The sequence below is a fragment of the Streptomyces sp. CA-106110 genome, assembly GCF_050936285.1.
Lineage (GTDB): Bacteria > Actinomycetota > Actinomycetes > Streptomycetales > Streptomycetaceae > Streptomyces.
Window position 1 is genome coordinate 2,726,997 of record NZ_JBNJNB010000001.1, and the last position, 14,440, is coordinate 2,741,436.

General features: G+C 67.3%; 11 protein-coding genes. 7 read left to right on the forward strand and 4 right to left on the reverse strand.

Going from position 1 to position 14,440, the window contains the following annotated elements; genetic code table 11:
* Positions 1–1,188 precede the first annotated feature (1,188 nt).
* From ACQEXA_RS12585 to ACQEXA_RS12600, 4 genes are all read left to right on the forward strand, one after another.
* A complete protein-coding gene (locus ACQEXA_RS12585; RefSeq protein ID WP_433129849.1) occupies positions 1,189–2,454 on the forward strand; it encodes an ABC transporter substrate-binding protein in 1,266 nt (421 codons plus the stop codon).
* A gap of 36 nt (positions 2,455–2,490) precedes the next feature.
* Positions 2,491–3,432: a carbohydrate ABC transporter permease gene (locus ACQEXA_RS12590; RefSeq protein WP_432934831.1), complete on the forward strand. Its 942-nt coding sequence runs from the start codon at positions 2,491–2,493 to the stop codon at positions 3,430–3,432.
* A 110-nt stretch (positions 3,433–3,542) separates the two neighbouring features.
* Positions 3,543–4,352 carry a carbohydrate ABC transporter permease gene (locus ACQEXA_RS12595; RefSeq protein WP_432934830.1) on the forward strand — a complete coding sequence of 270 codons (810 nt, stop codon included), beginning with the start codon at positions 3,543–3,545 and terminating at the stop codon, positions 4,350–4,352.
* Positions 4,353–4,695: 343 nt separating this feature from the next.
* A complete protein-coding gene (locus ACQEXA_RS12600) occupies positions 4,696–5,685 on the forward strand; it encodes a LacI family DNA-binding transcriptional regulator (RefSeq protein WP_432934829.1) in 990 nt (329 codons plus the stop codon).
* A 120-nt stretch (positions 5,686–5,805) separates the two neighbouring features.
* Here the strand turns inward: ACQEXA_RS12600 and ACQEXA_RS12605 are convergent, their stop codons facing one another.
* Positions 5,806–7,449, reverse strand: coding sequence for a glycoside hydrolase family 13 protein (locus tag ACQEXA_RS12605; RefSeq protein WP_432934828.1), 1,644 nt, complete (start codon positions 7,447–7,449; stop codon positions 5,806–5,808).
* 405 nt (positions 7,450–7,854) lie between these two features.
* Between ACQEXA_RS12605 and ACQEXA_RS12610 the strand changes: the two genes are divergently transcribed.
* From ACQEXA_RS12610 to ACQEXA_RS12620, 3 genes are all read left to right on the forward strand, one after another.
* Positions 7,855–9,963, forward strand: a complete 2,109-nt coding sequence (locus ACQEXA_RS12610) for an amylo-alpha-1,6-glucosidase (RefSeq protein ID WP_433129851.1) — start codon at positions 7,855–7,857, stop codon at positions 9,961–9,963.
* 59 nt (positions 9,964–10,022) lie between these two features.
* Positions 10,023–10,883, forward strand: a complete 861-nt coding sequence (locus ACQEXA_RS12615) for an aldo/keto reductase (RefSeq protein ID WP_432934826.1) — start codon at positions 10,023–10,025, stop codon at positions 10,881–10,883.
* A 540-nt stretch (positions 10,884–11,423) separates the two neighbouring features.
* Entirely contained in the window at positions 11,424–11,771 is a 348-nt protein-coding gene (locus tag ACQEXA_RS12620) for a transposase (protein ID WP_433134539.1), read from the forward strand.
* A 1-nt stretch (position 11,772) separates the two neighbouring features.
* On the opposite strand, the gene ACQEXA_RS12625 is transcribed toward ACQEXA_RS12620, so the two are convergent.
* From ACQEXA_RS12625 to ACQEXA_RS12635, 3 genes are all read right to left on the reverse strand, one after another.
* The gene (locus tag ACQEXA_RS12625; protein ID WP_432934824.1) at positions 11,773–12,009 is read right to left on the reverse strand and encodes a hypothetical protein; all 237 of its coding nucleotides are present in this window, start codon (positions 12,007–12,009) and stop codon (positions 11,773–11,775) included.
* A gap of 76 nt (positions 12,010–12,085) precedes the next feature.
* Positions 12,086–12,625 carry a hypothetical protein gene (locus tag ACQEXA_RS12630; protein ID WP_433129853.1) on the reverse strand — a complete coding sequence of 180 codons (540 nt, stop codon included), beginning with the start codon at positions 12,623–12,625 and terminating at the stop codon, positions 12,086–12,088.
* Positions 12,618–14,426, reverse strand: a complete 1,809-nt coding sequence (locus ACQEXA_RS12635) for a tyrosine-type recombinase/integrase (protein ID WP_433129855.1) — start codon at positions 14,424–14,426, stop codon at positions 12,618–12,620. The genes ACQEXA_RS12630 and ACQEXA_RS12635 overlap by 8 nt, the downstream gene beginning before the upstream one ends.
* Positions 14,427–14,440 lie beyond the last annotated feature (14 nt).

Here is a 14,440-nt window from a genome sequence, read left to right on the forward strand (position 1 = left end):
AGCATGTTCACCATTATCCCGAACCATGCTTGACCGCGTTCACTCCGACCTTGGCATGGTGTCCGGTTGAGCCTGCAGGGTCACAAAAGCTCCGACTGTGCACTGGCCTTCGCGTTCGCTTCGTGACGCGAGCTTCTTCAGGCGGCGTCTCGGTATTCGTGGATGGGGCCCCGAGGATGGCGTGGCGCTGGACCCACTGGGCTGGGAGGGATGGCGTCCGGTTGGTCGGCGGGAGCGCGAGGCTGCAGGGCCCGGTGGGGCCGCCCGCGGTCGTAGTGCTCGGCACACCCGGCGAGGACGCGCCGCAGGTGCCGGGCGAGGGCTGCGAGCATGGCGCGGTCCGGCCGGGCAATGCGCGGCCGGACGCCGAGCCGCTGCGCAGTGTCGTGTTCTCGTGGCGCAGCGTGAGCGGTTCGACGTCCTTGGCTTCTCCCGAGCGTGCCAGCAGCAGGAGCAGTCCGAGGAGCCGGAGGAGTGTCAGGTAGAGCAAAGGGCAGCGCCATGCAGCCCGAGGTTGCTGTGATCACCTGGAACTGCCAAGTACACCTGCTCAGGAGCTATGCGCACCTTCTGGCACCGTACACGGGTCAGCTGAGTTTCGGCTTGTCGGTCCGCCTTTGCAGCATGGCCGGTCGGTGGCGGAGTGCCAAGGTCTCGGCTCCCTCGCCGCAGGCGCGCATCGGCAGGAGCCGCATGAGGGTGAACATGCTCGTCGAGGTCAGGCATGGCAGTCGCAGCAGCACCAGACCATATGCACGTCGGCCGGAACTGGCAGGCAGGCGACCACCGGCACCGCCGGCCAGCAGGGACCCACGACGGTGCCCGCACGGCCCCTGACCGGCACGGATGAGGATTCTGGCACCTGCAGCACCCCACCCGCCGCTTCGGATCGGATCGTGTACCCGCGGCACAGTGCGGGTTCGGCCCCCAGTCCGGCGATCGGCGTTTTCAGCCCTGCACATGAGCGCCTCCTTCTTGTGCGTGATCAAAACGTGACCAACAACTGTTTGCTGCAACGATCGTCAAATGTTGTAGTGCCTGACGGTCTTATTTGATCGTTCATATGCCCTCGCATGGCAACCGCCACCCGGCACGGCCCATGAGTGACGCTGCCGCACCTGCTCGATGCGGGTCGCGCAGCTGGGATCCGGGCAAATGCGACATCTGGGATGAGCAAGGAGTTTTCCGATGAAGAGTATGAGAGCAGCTTGTGCAGTTGCGGCCTCGTTGGCAAGCGTGGCCCTCGTCGCCGGCTGCTCCGGCAGTACCCCCGGCGGCAGCACAGCCAAAGCGGACGGGAGTGGTCCGTTCACCCTCGTGGTCGGCAAGGACACCTCGGGCAAACTGCAGACCAAGGTGGTCGACCTCTGGAACAAGGAACACCCCGACGCGAAGGTGAACCTGATCGAACTGCCGGCGTCATCCGACGAGCAGCGAGCCGCGATCGTTCAGAACTTCCAGGCTCACAGCGATCGGTTCGACGCGGTGTCCGCCGATGTCGTGTGGACCGCTGAATTCGCCGCCCGGGGCTGGATCCAGAAGATCGACCCCGCCGGTCTGCCGATCAAGGAGATGCTGCCCGCTGCGGTCAAGACGGCCCAGTATAAGGGAGATCTCTACGGCGCCCCCATCAGCTCGGCGGGCGCTCTGCTGTTCTACCGCAAGGACCTGGTCAGCAAGCCGCCGACCACCTGGCAGGACTTGATCAACGACTGCCGTATCGCCAAGCAGCACGGCATGGACTGCTACAGCGGCCAGTTCGCCAAGTACGAGGGACTGACGGTCAACGCGACCGAGGCGATCAACTCCGCAGGCGGCTCGATCTTCGGTCCTGACGGATCGGTCACCGTCGACTCCCCCCAGGCCAAGGCCGGTCTGGACTTCCTGGTGAACGGATTCAAGCAGGGTTACATCCCCAAGGCCGCCATCACGTACCAGGAGGAGGACAGCCGCCGGGCCTTCCAGCAGGGCAAGCTGCTCTTCCTGCGTAACTGGCCTTATGTGTACAACCTCGCCAACGCCGGCGGAAGTGACTCCGTCATCAAGGGCAAGTTCGGCATGGCGCCGCTGCCCGGTGCAAACGGGGTAGGGGCCACGACCCTGGGTGGCAACAACCTGGTCCTGAGCAGCTACTCCAAGCACAGGAAGTCCGTCGAGCAGTTCATGGCCTTCATGGAGAGCCCGACAGTCCAGCGGATCGAGGTGGAGGACCTCTCCAACTCGCCCGTGCTGACTGATCTGTACACAGACAAGAAGCTGGTGGCCGAGAACCCCTACCTCCCCATCCTCAAGGAGGGCCTGCTGCACGGTGCTCCGCGGCCCCAGGTGCCCGCGTACGAAGATGCGAGTCTGCGCATCCAGAACCACATCTCCGAGGCGCTGACCGGGAAGAAGAGCACGGCCACCGTGCTCAAGGAGCTTGCTGCCGACCTCCGCAAGATCCCCAACAACTGATCCATCGAGTTCGGAAGCCTCAAGGAGGTCCCGCCCATGTCCACCACGAGTAAGGCGCGCGCGTCCAGGCTGCCGGGTGCGCCGCCGCCACCGAAGCGTCACAAGGGTGGTGGGACATGGGCGGCCTGGTACCTGATCACCCCGGCCCTGCTGCTGCTTGCCGCTGTGATCGGCTACCCGCTCGTCAGAGCCATCTACCTGTCGCTGTTCAGCGACACCATCGGCGGAACGCCCCAGTTCATCGGTCTGGGCAACTACCGCACAGCTCTCACCGGTGACGCCTCCGGCGACTTCTGGTCGGCGCTGAGAGTGACCGGGCTGTTCACGGTCTTCTCCGTGGGGCTGGAGGTGGCAATCGGTCTTGCCATGGCACTGGTCATGCACCGTGCCTTCCGCGGCCGAGGCCTGGTCCGCGCCAGCGTTCTCGTGCCGTGGGCGATCCCCACCGCCGTGACCAGTGTGCTGTGGCGCTGGATGCTTCAGCCTGACGGCATCGTGAACCACCTGACCGGGGGCAGCACCTTGTGGACAGGCAGCCAGTGGCCGTCCCGTGCGGCGATCGTCATCGCGGACACCTGGAAGACCGCCCCGTTCCTCGCTCTCCTCATCCTGGCCGGACTGCAGTTGATTCCCGACGAGCTCTACGAGGCCGCGCGGGTGGACGGTGCCGGAGCCTGGCGGCGATTCCGCAGCGTCACACTGCCGCTTCTGGCCCCGTCCCTCGGGGTGGCGGTCCTGTTCCGGCTGCTCGACGCCCTGCGCATCTACGACCTGCCCCAGCTCCTCACCGGTGGCGCCAACGGCACGACGACCCTTTCGATGCTTGTCGTGCAGTCCTCCATCCAGCAGACCAAGTTCGGATACGGCTCCGCCTTGTCGACGCTCACGTTCCTGATCATCTTCGGCGTGGCGCTGGTATTCATTCGGTTCATGGGAACCAGCCTGCTGCCGTCCGACGAAGAAGGGCGAGCCTCCTGATGGCCACGACAGTCCAGTCCGACCGTACGCAGCCGGTTGAGGTCCGTACCGGAGGGTTCATGACTGCCCGCGGACGCTCGCGTCGCGTGGTCCGGCGCCGCCTCGGTGCCATGGGCACGGTCCTGAGCGTCCTCGGCATCATGGTGTACTGCCTCGCGCCGTTCTACTGGATGATCGTCTCCAGCCTCAAGGGGCCGAACGACATCTTCAACAACGACCTGTGGCCGTCCTCCCCGACGATGGTGAACTACAAGGCCGTCTTCAGTGGCCAGAACAACTTTTCCTACGCGCTGCGCAACAGCGGTGTGATCGCAGGCTCGACCACGTTGTTCGCCATGATCATCGGTGTTGTTGCCGCTTACGCCTTCGCCAGACTCCGGTTCCGTGGCAAGCGGTTGGCGCTGGGTGCTGTGCTGGCGGCCTCGATGTTTCCTGGGGTGGCTCTGCTCACGCCGCTCTTCCAGCAGTTCAGCAACTGGGGGTGGATCGACCAGTACCAGTCGGTGGTCATCCCGGACATCAGCTTTGCCCTGCCGCTGGCGATCTGGATATTGTCCAGCTTTTTCCGGGAGATGCCCTGGGATCTCGAGGAAGCGGCCATGGTCGACGGTGCCACGCACGCCCAGGCATTCCGTCTGGTCATCCTCCCGCTGGCCCTCCCGGGCATCTTCACCAGCGCGCTGCTGGTGTTCATCTCCGTGTGGAACGAGTTCCTGATCGCGAACGCCATGACGCTTACGCCGGCCGCGCAGCCGGTCACGGTGGCCATTGCGAAGTTCACCGGAAGCTCCCAGTACCAGCAGCCGTTCAGCACGCAGATGGCGGCAGGTGTCGTGGTCACCGTCCCGCTGGTGATCTTGGTTTGGATCCTGCAGCGCCGCATCGTCTCCGGGCTGACCGCCGGGGCCCTCAAGGGCTGACCGGACTCCCTGTCCCACCGGTCATATCCGGTCGGCGCATACACAATGGCCGTGTCACCATTCTTCGCCGCAGGCTCCACGGTCGCAGGGATCGGGCCGACGAGTGCAAGGCCCGTCGGACATCCTCCTGGTAGCGACCCGGAGTCTGCGGTACCCGGTTCGGAGGCCGCAACCTGGTCGCAGCAAAAGTGTTGCCAGGAACGCTGTACGGCCATTGGGCGTACGAGAGACAACTCTCACCGGTAGTGTTGAACGATCGAACTGGCTGTACCGGCTCCGAGCCCGCAGTCGACTTCCCCAGCTGTGAGGCGGCATGGTGGCACACCGACGCACGACCCCGACCATGGCCGACGTGGCACGCGCCGCCCAAGTCTCCCTGCAAACCGTGTCCAACGCGCTCAACGCACCAGAACGTGTCCGTGCGGACACTCTGGCCCGCGTCCTGGACGTCATCGACCGGCTCGGGTACCAACCGAACCGCGCGGCTCGCTCACTGCGCAGCCGGCGCACACGTCACATCGGCTATCGCCTCGACCCGGATCGATCCGACACCGCCAGCGTCCTGCAAGATCGATTCCTGCACGCGCTCACCACTGCCGCGGAGTCCGCGGGCTATCTGGTGCTGCTGTTCAGTTCGGGCGGGACCAGTGCCGAGCTCACCCGTTACGAGGACATGCTCCGCACCGGCAGCGTCGACGGTTTCGTACTCTCGGGCATCGACCCCGGCGATCCACGTCCCGCCTGGCTCGCCGAACGCGGCGCTCCCTTCGTCTGCTTCGGACGCCTCGAGTCCGACCGGGCAGACCATCTCTGGGTCGACGTAGATGGAGCCGCCGGCACAGAGGCCGCGGTCGACCACCTGGTGGCGGCCGGTCACCGTGAGATCGGTTTCCTCGGCTGGTCCGGCAGTTCCGGCCCCGGCGAACAGCGCCGACGCGGTTGGCTGCGAGCTCTTCAGCGCCACGGACTGCGACCAGATCATCACATCACCGCCCTGGACACTCTGGCGGACGGCACGCGCGCCGCGCTCGAACTCCTCGCCGGGGCGCCCACCATCACGGCGATCGTCGCCGCAAGCGACACATTCGCGCTCGGCTGCTACGCGGCGGCACGCAGTGTCGGCCTGGAGATCGGCCGGGAGTTGGCCGTGATCGGTGTGGACGACTCCCCGACCGCCTCCCTCGTCACGCCTGCACTGACCAGCGTCCGGCAACCCTTGGAGGAGGTGGGAAAGGAGGTCATGAATCTGCTGGTCGCCAGGCTGAGCGATCAGCATCTGCAGCAGACCGGGATTCTCCTTGCCCCCTCCCTGGTGATCCGGGACAGCGCCTGACCGAAAGTCGCACAGCGGTGAGCGGTGAAGGTCCTCGCAGCCCCGGGTCGCGGCCGGGAATGCGTACAACTCCTGGCGGCCGGTGAGAAGCCGGCCGCCAGGAGTTCGGTGAAGACCGCGTCAGGCAGCGGGGTCGACGATCCACCATGCAGCTGTGTTGGCCGCCAACTTCCCGTCGTCACACGGCTGGCTGGACAGCAGAGGCGTACCCTGGACAGGCGCTGGCACCGGTGCGTCCGTGAAGTTCACCGCGCACACGAATCCTTCGCCGCGGGCGAAGGCCAGGATCCCGTCGTCGTCCGCGAGCCAGCGCAGCGCGGGGTCGCGCAGTGCCGGGACAGTGCGCCTGAGCTGCAGACCGTCCCGGTAGGTGTGCCAGCACGAGTCTCCGTTCGCACGCAGGAGTTGCACGGTGTAACGCTCGAACCAGTCGGGTTGCGGAAGCCAGATCCGGTCCGCCTCCGCGTCGGTGAAACCGAACGGGGGCTTGGTGCCACTCCAGGGCAGCGGTACACGACAGCCGTCCCGGCCCGCCTCCGGTCTGCCGGTCGCAGCGACGATGGGATCCGTCAGGGCATCCAGCGGAAGGTCGGTGACCTCCGGCAGTCCGAGTTCCTCGCCCTGGTAGAGGTAGGCACTTCCGGGCAGGGCGAGCATCAGGAGCGCTGCCGCGAGGGCCCGTGCGGCACCACGGTCGAGGTCCGGCTCCTGCCCAGGCGGGACGCTCTGGCCGTACCGGGTGACGGTGCGCTGCTGGTCGTGGTTGTTGAGTACCCAGGTGACAGGAGCGCCGGTCGAGGCGATGTCGTGCAACGCGGCCCCGATCCGCTCCCGGAACGCCGACGCGTCCCACGGAGTGTGCAGCAGGTCGAAGTAGAACGCCTGGTGGAGCTCGTCAGGGCGTAGGTACAGCGCCTGGTCGGAGGGGGTGGGAACAGCGACCTCGCCGACCAGCGTGCGCTGCTTGCCGTCGTGAGCGTCGTACTCCTCACAGATCGCCCTCCAACGCCGCCAGACGGTGTGGACCTCGGGCTGGTTCCAGGCCAGGGGATTGATCGCGTCCCGGGCGTCCTCGTCCGCGGTCGGATCGGGGGAGTCCGGGAGGTCGGGATGCTTGAAGAGTCCGACCGCGACGTCGATCCGGAAGCCGTCAACCCCGCGGTCGAGCCAGAAGCGCAGGACCTTGTCGAAGAGGTCGGCGACCTCGGGCGTGCGCCAATTCCAGTCCGGCTGGTGCGGGGTGAACATGTGCAGGTACCACTGGCCGGGCCGGCCGTCGGGCTCCACCACCCTGGTCCAGGCCGGGCCACCGAACATGGCTCGCCAGTTGTTGGGCGGCAGGCTCCCGTCCGCGCCGCGTCCCTCGGCGAAGTGGAACCAGCGGCGAGCCTCGCTCCCGGGCCCGGCGGCCAGGGCCTCCTGGAACCGCGGATGGTCACTGGAGCAGTGGTTGGGCACGATGTCGAGGACGACCTTCAGCCCCAACTGATGCGCGTCGCGGACCAGCAGATCGAAGTCGTCCAGGTCTCCGAAGAGCGGATCGATGGCGCAGTAGTCGGAGACGTCGTAGCCGTGGTCACGCTGCGGGGAGGGAAAACACGGGCTGATCCAGAGCCCGTCCACGCCGAGCGTTGACAGGTAGGCCAGGCACGAGCGGGCGCCGCGCAGGTCGCCTACGCCGTCGCCGTTCCCGTCTCGGAAACTGCGCAGGTAAACCTGGTACATCACAGCGTCGCGCCACCAGGGCGCGGATGGGGTCGCCATCGGGTCGTGCCTTTCGCGAAGCCGGTGGGCGCTGGCGATCGCCGGGACGACGCACGCGCTGCCCCGGCAGGGGCGTTCGGATGCCTCGGCCGGCGGTTCGCGCATGGGCCGTCCGCGGGGGAGTCCCGGCGGACGCCTGCGTGCACCGTTCGAACACGAGGCGGCACCGTGGCCAACGAAGATCCCTCTTCAGGCACCCGGGTGTCGGGTGTGCGAGGGGACTTCGTTGCGGACAGCAGGTGTGGGGACGGTTCACGACTGGCGTCCGACACGGCTGTCGTGATTTGATCGTTCAAACGTCACGGCCTGAGAAGAAAAGCATCCGCTGAAATCGCTGTCAAGGCATGCACCTTGGCCCCGTCTGAGGGGGACTCTGCCAGGACGGCTCACCGCGAAGGAGTATTCATGACGGACTGGACCCCTCAGCCCTTCATCCAGGACGCGATCGTCTGCCTGCGGGCTCCACTGCTGGTGCTGTCCACGCCGGACGGCCAGCTGCGCGGAGGCGCCGCAGGGTTCTTCGCGTCCGACACCCGGTGGGTCAGCCGTCTCGTCCTCACCATCGACGGAGCCGAGCCCGAAGCCATCCACTCCGAGCTGCTCGGCACGCGGAAGGCCCGCTTCGTCGCGGTACGGCGCAGCGCGGACGACCCCACCCCGGATCCCGCAGTAAGCGTCGAACGACTGCGCAGTGCCGAGCAGGACTGCCTCGAGCAGATCACCCTCAGCAACCATGGGCGGATCCCCGTGGTTCTGCCGCTGAGGCTGGAGACGGGATGTGATCTGGCGAACATCTTCACCGTCAAATCGGGACGGACCCCTGCCGGGCTGCCTGCCGAGAACACCGGACGCGGCCTGTCCTGGACCCACCCACGGACCGGTGTGTCGGTGACGCTCACCCCCAGCGCCGTGCCGGACCGGATCGACCCCGCGACAGGCGGCCTCGAGTGGACGGTCGACCTGGCCCCCGGACAGAGCTGGACTGTCTCCCTCGCTCTCGTCGCAGACCGGACCGTGGATGCACCGACCGCGGTGACGGCGCCTTCCACCGACCGTGGGCCCTGGTCGGACATCCAGGTGCGGTGCGCCGATCCACGCATGTCCTTGCTGCTCGGCCGCAGCCTGGACGACCTCGAGGGCCTGCTGCTGAGCGATCCCCTGGACCCGACGGACCACTTCCTCGCCGCCGGGGCGCCCTGGTATCTCACGCTCTTCGGCCGGGACTCCCTGTGGGCCGCCCGGATGATGCTCCCACTGGGGACGGAACTGGCCGCAAGCACACTGCGTACACTCGCCCGCCGGCAGGGCACGGCCAACAACCCGGACACCGAGGAACAGCCAGGCAAGATCCTGCATGAGTTGCGCCGTGAAACGACCAGACTCTCAGGCGGCCTCACCCTGCCCCCCCTGTACTACGGCAGCATCGACGCCACCCTGCTCTTCGTCGTACTTCTGGCGGAGGCCTGGCGCTGGGGCATGCCCCAGGAGGAGGTTGCCGCCCTGCTCCCGCACGCCGAGCGCGCGCTCGAATGGCTGCGCTCCCACGCCGACGCCGATGGCGACGGATTTGTGGAGTACATCCGCAACCAGGAGAACGGACTGGTCAACCAAGGCTGGAAGGACTCCGTCGACGCCGTGCAGACCACCCGCGGCCGCCTCGCGGTAGCGCCCATCGCCCTGTCGGAGGTCCAGGGATACGCCTACCAGGCCGCCATCGCAGGGGCAGCCCTGCTCAGCGCTTTCGAAAGGCCGGGCGCCGACTACTGGCTGGACTGGGCGGACTCTCTCGCGCGCCGGTTCCGATCGACGTTTTGGGTCGAGGACGCCGCCGGCCCGTACATCGCGATCGCGCTGGACGGTGACAAACGACCGATCGATGCCGTCGCCTCCAACGCAGGGCACCTGCTGGGCACGGGAATCCTGTCCGCAGAGGAGAGCGCTCTGGTCGCCCTCCGGCTGAACGGGCCTGACATGAACAGCGGTTGGGGCCTGCGCACCATGAGCGCCCGGTCTACGGGCTTCAACCCCGTCGGATACCACACCGGATCCGTCTGGGCGCATGACACCGCGATCGCCGTGGCCGGCCTCGCGGCAAGCGGGCACCATGGAGCAGCCGCCTCGCTCCTCGAGGGCCTCCTCGAAGCAGCCGTAGCGTTCGACTACCGTCTCCCGGAACTCCACGCGGGCGAGCAACGCCGCACCGGGGGCCGTCCCGTGCCATATCCGGCGTCCTGCCGTCCTCAGGCATGGGCGGCAACCGCCGGCGTCAGCCTGCTGTCGTCCCTGCTCGGGCTCGAGCCCGATCTCCCGACCGGCCGTGTGACACTGCGTCCGCTTGCAGAGTCGCCGGTCGGAAGCGTTCAGGTCTCCGGCATCCGATTGGGTGCCGACGCCGTGACGGTCAAGGTCGACGGCCGTGGGAACGGCAGCATCGTCGGTGCCCCAGGGTCACTTCACGTCGAAACCCGCCCTCCGGCCACCGCCGCGTCAAACCTCAGCACCGGCGCTTCCTGATCAGGCAGCGCTCGACGTCTCGACAAGCGCCGGCCCCACACACACCACAGGAGCACAACGTGCACACCCGTTCCCTCGGCGGCCTCCAGGTCAGCGCGATCGGCCTGGGCGGGATGCCCTTCTCCTTGCACACTCCTGCGCCGGACGAACAGCAGGCCATCACCACGGTCCACACCGCGCTCGACGCCGGCGTCACCTTGATCGATACAGCAGACGCCTACGCCCCCGGCTACGACATGGGACACAACGAGCGCCTGATCCGCAAGGCGCTGGCCACCTACGGGGGCGACACGAGCGATGTGCTCGTGGCCACCAAGGGCGGCCACACCCGCACTCCCGACGGCGGGTGGGGCCTCGACGGCAGTCCCGAACACCTGCGCCGCGCCTGCGAGGCATCCCTCGCCGCGCTCGGAGTCGAGGCCATCGGTCTCTACCAGCACCATCGACCTGACCCCTCCATCCCCTACGAGGAGACCCTCGGTGCTTTGCGCGAACTGCGGGACGCCGGCAAAGTCCGCCTCGTCGGCCTCTCCAACGTCGACGAGACGCAGATCCGGCTGGCGCTGGAGGTCCTCGGCCCGGGCGGGCTCGCCTCGGTGCAGAACGAGTTTTCGCCGGCCGTTCGCTCCAGCCGTCCGGAGCTCGATCTGTGCGGGCAGCTCGGCATCGCGTTCCTTCCCTGGAGCCCCCTCGGCGGGATGCACAACGCAATCGCCCTGGGGGTCGGGCAGCCCGCCTTCGCGGCTGTGGCGACCGATCTCCAGGTGAGCCCGCAGCAGGTGTGCCTGGCATGGCACCTTGCCCAAAGTGAGCACGTCATACCCATCCCCGGCTGCTCGCGTCCGGAGACGGCGCGTGACTCGGCGTTGGCGGCTGATCTGACGCTGACGCCCGAACAGCTTGCCATGCTGGACGGGTGACAGATTCGGGCCGGTCCTCCGGAGCGTGGGCGAGCATCGCGGTGACCAGCGGGGCGAGCGCCCCGGGCAGCCCGGAGAGGTCCGGCGGATGGGTCTCGTCGGTCACCTTGGCGACGATCGCCGGTCAGCCGTTGCCGTCGTACGGGTAACGGCCGGTCGCCGCGTACAGCAAGACCGTGCCCAAGCCGTATACGTCGGCCGGAGTCTTCGCAGGGGATGTCGAAGGCGGCGATCGGCCGGAAGCTCGGGCTGCACCAGGCCACCGTCCGCAAGCTGGTCAACGCCCGCTCCGCTGATGATGTCGTCGCCAAGAGCCTCCAGCGGGCACATGTCGTCGACCCGTACGTCGGCTACCTGCACCGGCGCTGGAACGAAGGCATAAGAAATGCCGCACAGCTCCACCGGGAGATTCAGAAACTCGGCTACCCCGGGGGCGAGTTGGCCGTCCAGCGTCATCTGCGGCGCTACCGCACCGGGCGCGGACACGCACCCGCGGTCGGCCCCAAGCCTCCCTCGGTCCGCGAGGTCACCTCATGGATCATGACCCATCCCGAACACCTCCGCGACAGCGATGCCGAGAAGCTGCACCGCCTGCGTGAGCGCGACCCCGAGCTGGACCGGCTCACCGGCCACGTCAGGAAGTTCGCCGTCATGATGACCGCACGCCACGGCGACCGGCTCGAGGAGTGGATCGCCGGCGTCGAGCACGACACCCTGGCTCCGCTTGCGGGCTTCGCCCGCAACCTCCGCCGCGACTTCGACGCCGTCCACAACGGCCTGACTCTGCCCTACAGTTCCGGCGCCGTGGAAGGCACCGTCAACCGGCTGAAGATGCTCAAACGCCAGATGTTCGGCCGTGCCGGCCTCGATCTCCTTCGCATTCTCTGAACTAGTGATCTTGGACTGCCGAGGTGTCTTGTCGCCGTGGGGAGGGGATCCCGAGGTCGACAGTTTGAGGCAATCGGCGGTCGATCTGAGCGAGCTTGTCGTTGGCGCCGGCGAGGCTGATCTGGAGCCCTTCGACCTCGCCGAGCCAGCCTTCGCGTCGCGCTTCCTCGATGCGGGCGAGAAGGTTGTCGCGGATCTCGGCGATGCGAGCACGCTGGGCAGGGTCGGGCCAGTGCATCGAACACCGCAGACAGGCTTCTCTGAACTTCGCTTTGAAGCGGGTCAGTTGAGGCGACGTGATCGCTGGGGCCCGGTCAAGGCAGGAGCTGTCGAGTCGCGGTCCAGGCGACCAGTCGCTCACGGACCGGGCCAGGAGCCAGGTAGCCGACCAGGCATTCCAGATGAGCTGTCAGGTTCTTGTGCCACCGCAGCTCGCGGATCTGCTCGATGGGAAGGTCGCGCCAGCCCTCGGCGAGACCAGCGGCCTGTGTGGGCGTGAAGGTCAGTGCGTCGAGCGTGTCGGACGCCAACGCCTCGGGACTCCAGTCGGGGTCCGTGTCGTCGGGGCCCAGCCGGTCGATCACCCACATCCGGAGCATGAAGTCCTGCTGGGCCTCCCGCACGGAGCGTCCCTCGGCGTTGTCGAGCATGCGCCGGTTCGCGAGCAGTGACAGCTTCGCCCACTGGCGACGGGCTTCCTGGGGGTGGCTGGAGTTGTAGGCGTGTCCCTGCGCGGCGACGCGCGCCGTCTCAAGTTGCTGGCCGCAGGCGTCATGGATGAACATCTGCAGCTTGTCGAGCGTCCACGTGCTCAGATCGCTGCCTGGTTCTTCTCGATATGCGTCGCTACTCAAGGTCCCCGCTCCTGGTCGTAGGCATGCCGAGGCTGATGGTGGCCTTCTGGGACCGCCTGTCGATCTGGGCGATTTTATCCTCGGCGCCGGCGAGGCTGACCTTGAGTCCTTCGACCTCGCCGAGCCAGCCTTCGCGCTCGGCCTCGGCGATGCGGGCAACGAGGTTGTCGCGAATCTCCTCCAGCCGGCCGCGCTGGGCCGGGTCCGGCTGAAGGAGCGAGCAACGAACGCAAGCGTGTTCATGAACACAAGGGCTTGAAAAGGCACGAGCGCAGGTGCCGATGGAGACCTTGCGCTTCTCGAAGTGCGCGAGGAAGGCGTCCCATTCCTCCTCGGTGGGGGTTCGATACTCTTCGCTGGGTCGGGTGGCCCTGCGACGGGCGATGAAGGCGCGATGGGCCTCGATGGTCTCTGCCGGATAGATCGCCTTGTAGCCCATTGTCGTATCAAGACTCTTATGTCCGCAGATCACTTGGGCGATGTGCGGTGGCAGACCGTTCATGATGGCGTCGGTCACGAAGATCCTGCGGAAGTCGTGCGGGGAGAAGACGAGCGGTTCGCCGCCGGCATCGGTCAGGCCTGTGGCGGCCAGCGCGTTGATCAGAAGCTTGCGGAGGGCGGTCGGGGTGAAAGCGCGATGTTCGGTGCCGATATCGCGTTGGAACAGCAGCGGCATCGGCGGGTTCCAGACCCGCTCGTGGACGTCGTAGGAGGCCACCAGCGGGATCGCGCCGCCGCCTCCTCGCAGACGGCGGACAATGCTGGAAAGGACGTCCGCCAGTTCCGGGCTGACCAGGAGGAGCCGTTCGCTGTCGGTCTTGGACGGGGCGACCTGCAGCAGGGGCACGACTTCGCCGGTGCTGGGGAGCCGGTATTCGGTGATGCTGTGATGGGTCAGCTCCAGGAGCTCCTCGTTGCGGATGCCGGTTAGGCGCAGGACCTCGATCGCGGCGAAGGCCCAGAAGGCTTCGCTCTCCTCGTAGGTGAGGTTCCGCCGCCGCCCGGTCGAGGTCTCCTCGGCCCAGGTCAGATGCCCTGCGGCCTTGGGCGCGACGGCCCTGCGCAGGGTTCCGGCAGTGTCGGGGATCAGATCCCCGGGCCGGGTGCGCTCGGCAGCAGCCAGTAGTTCAGCTGCGGCACGTCGCCTGCGGTCGACGGTGTCGGTCAGCACCGGCAGGAGGGGAAGCCGTTCGCGGGTGCGCTGGTCCATCCGGGCCTTGCGGTGTCTGCGGTCCTTGGCCTTGCTGATCTCCTCATCGCTGATCGGGCAGGGCACCACCCACGGCGCCCAGCGAACCGGCTCTTCCGCAGCCCAATGGGCGATGTCCAGATAGAAGGCGCGGACGCGGATGAGCTCGTCCTTGGCGTTCAGCCTGGGGCTGGCCACCTCGACGGCGGTGCCGTCCGGACCGACCGTGGTGCGCTTCTTGGTGGCGATGTCTGTCTTCCAGGCCCGGGCCAGTGCCGGTGGCAGCCGCAGGGAGTCGATGCCCGGTGAGAGCGCTTCGACCCGGGTCCAGAACAGCCCAGCCAGCGTCCGCGACACCGCGTCCAGGCTGGTGTAATCCAACGACGGCTGCCGTTCGCGCAGGTAGTCCACGATCAGGTCGCGGACCGGGCGGCACCGGATCGGAAAGCGATCCACGAGTTCTTCGATGCTCAGCCGTCCGGCGGCAAGCCCGAACGCCCGGATCGTGGCCGGGGCGTCATCAGGGAAGACACCCAAGGCCCGCAGCCGAAGGTAGAAGTCGACTTTGCGCTGGCCCCCGCGGACATTGCGCCTGCCGAGAATGTCATCCATACAGTCCAGGGGCT

What these genes read in the sequence shown, in the direction of transcription:
- ACQEXA_RS12585 (WP_433129849.1), top strand. Translation starts at nt 1,189, where the DNA reads ATGAAGAGTATGAGAGCAGCTTGTGCAGTTGCGGCCTCGTTGGCAAGC.
- ACQEXA_RS12590 (WP_432934831.1), top strand. Translation starts at nt 2,491, where the DNA reads ATGTCCACCACGAGTAAGGCGCGCGCGTCCAGGCTGCCGGGTGCGCCG.
- ACQEXA_RS12595 (WP_432934830.1), top strand. Translation starts at nt 3,543, where the DNA reads ATGGGCACGGTCCTGAGCGTCCTCGGCATCATGGTGTACTGCCTCGCG.
- ACQEXA_RS12600 (WP_432934829.1), top strand. Translation starts at nt 4,696, where the DNA reads ATGGCCGACGTGGCACGCGCCGCCCAAGTCTCCCTGCAAACCGTGTCC.
- ACQEXA_RS12605 (WP_432934828.1), bottom strand. Translation starts at nt 7,449, where the DNA reads ATGGCGACCCCATCCGCGCCCTGGTGGCGCGACGCTGTGATGTACCAG.
- ACQEXA_RS12610 (WP_433129851.1), top strand. Translation starts at nt 7,855, where the DNA reads ATGACGGACTGGACCCCTCAGCCCTTCATCCAGGACGCGATCGTCTGC.
- ACQEXA_RS12620 (WP_433134539.1), top strand. Translation starts at nt 11,424, where the DNA reads ATGACCCATCCCGAACACCTCCGCGACAGCGATGCCGAGAAGCTGCAC.
- ACQEXA_RS12625 (WP_432934824.1), bottom strand. Translation starts at nt 12,009, where the DNA reads ATGCACTGGCCCGACCCTGCCCAGCGTGCTCGCATCGCCGAGATCCGC.
- ACQEXA_RS12635 (WP_433129855.1), bottom strand. Translation starts at nt 14,426, where the DNA reads ATGGATGACATTCTCGGCAGGCGCAATGTCCGCGGGGGCCAGCGCAAA.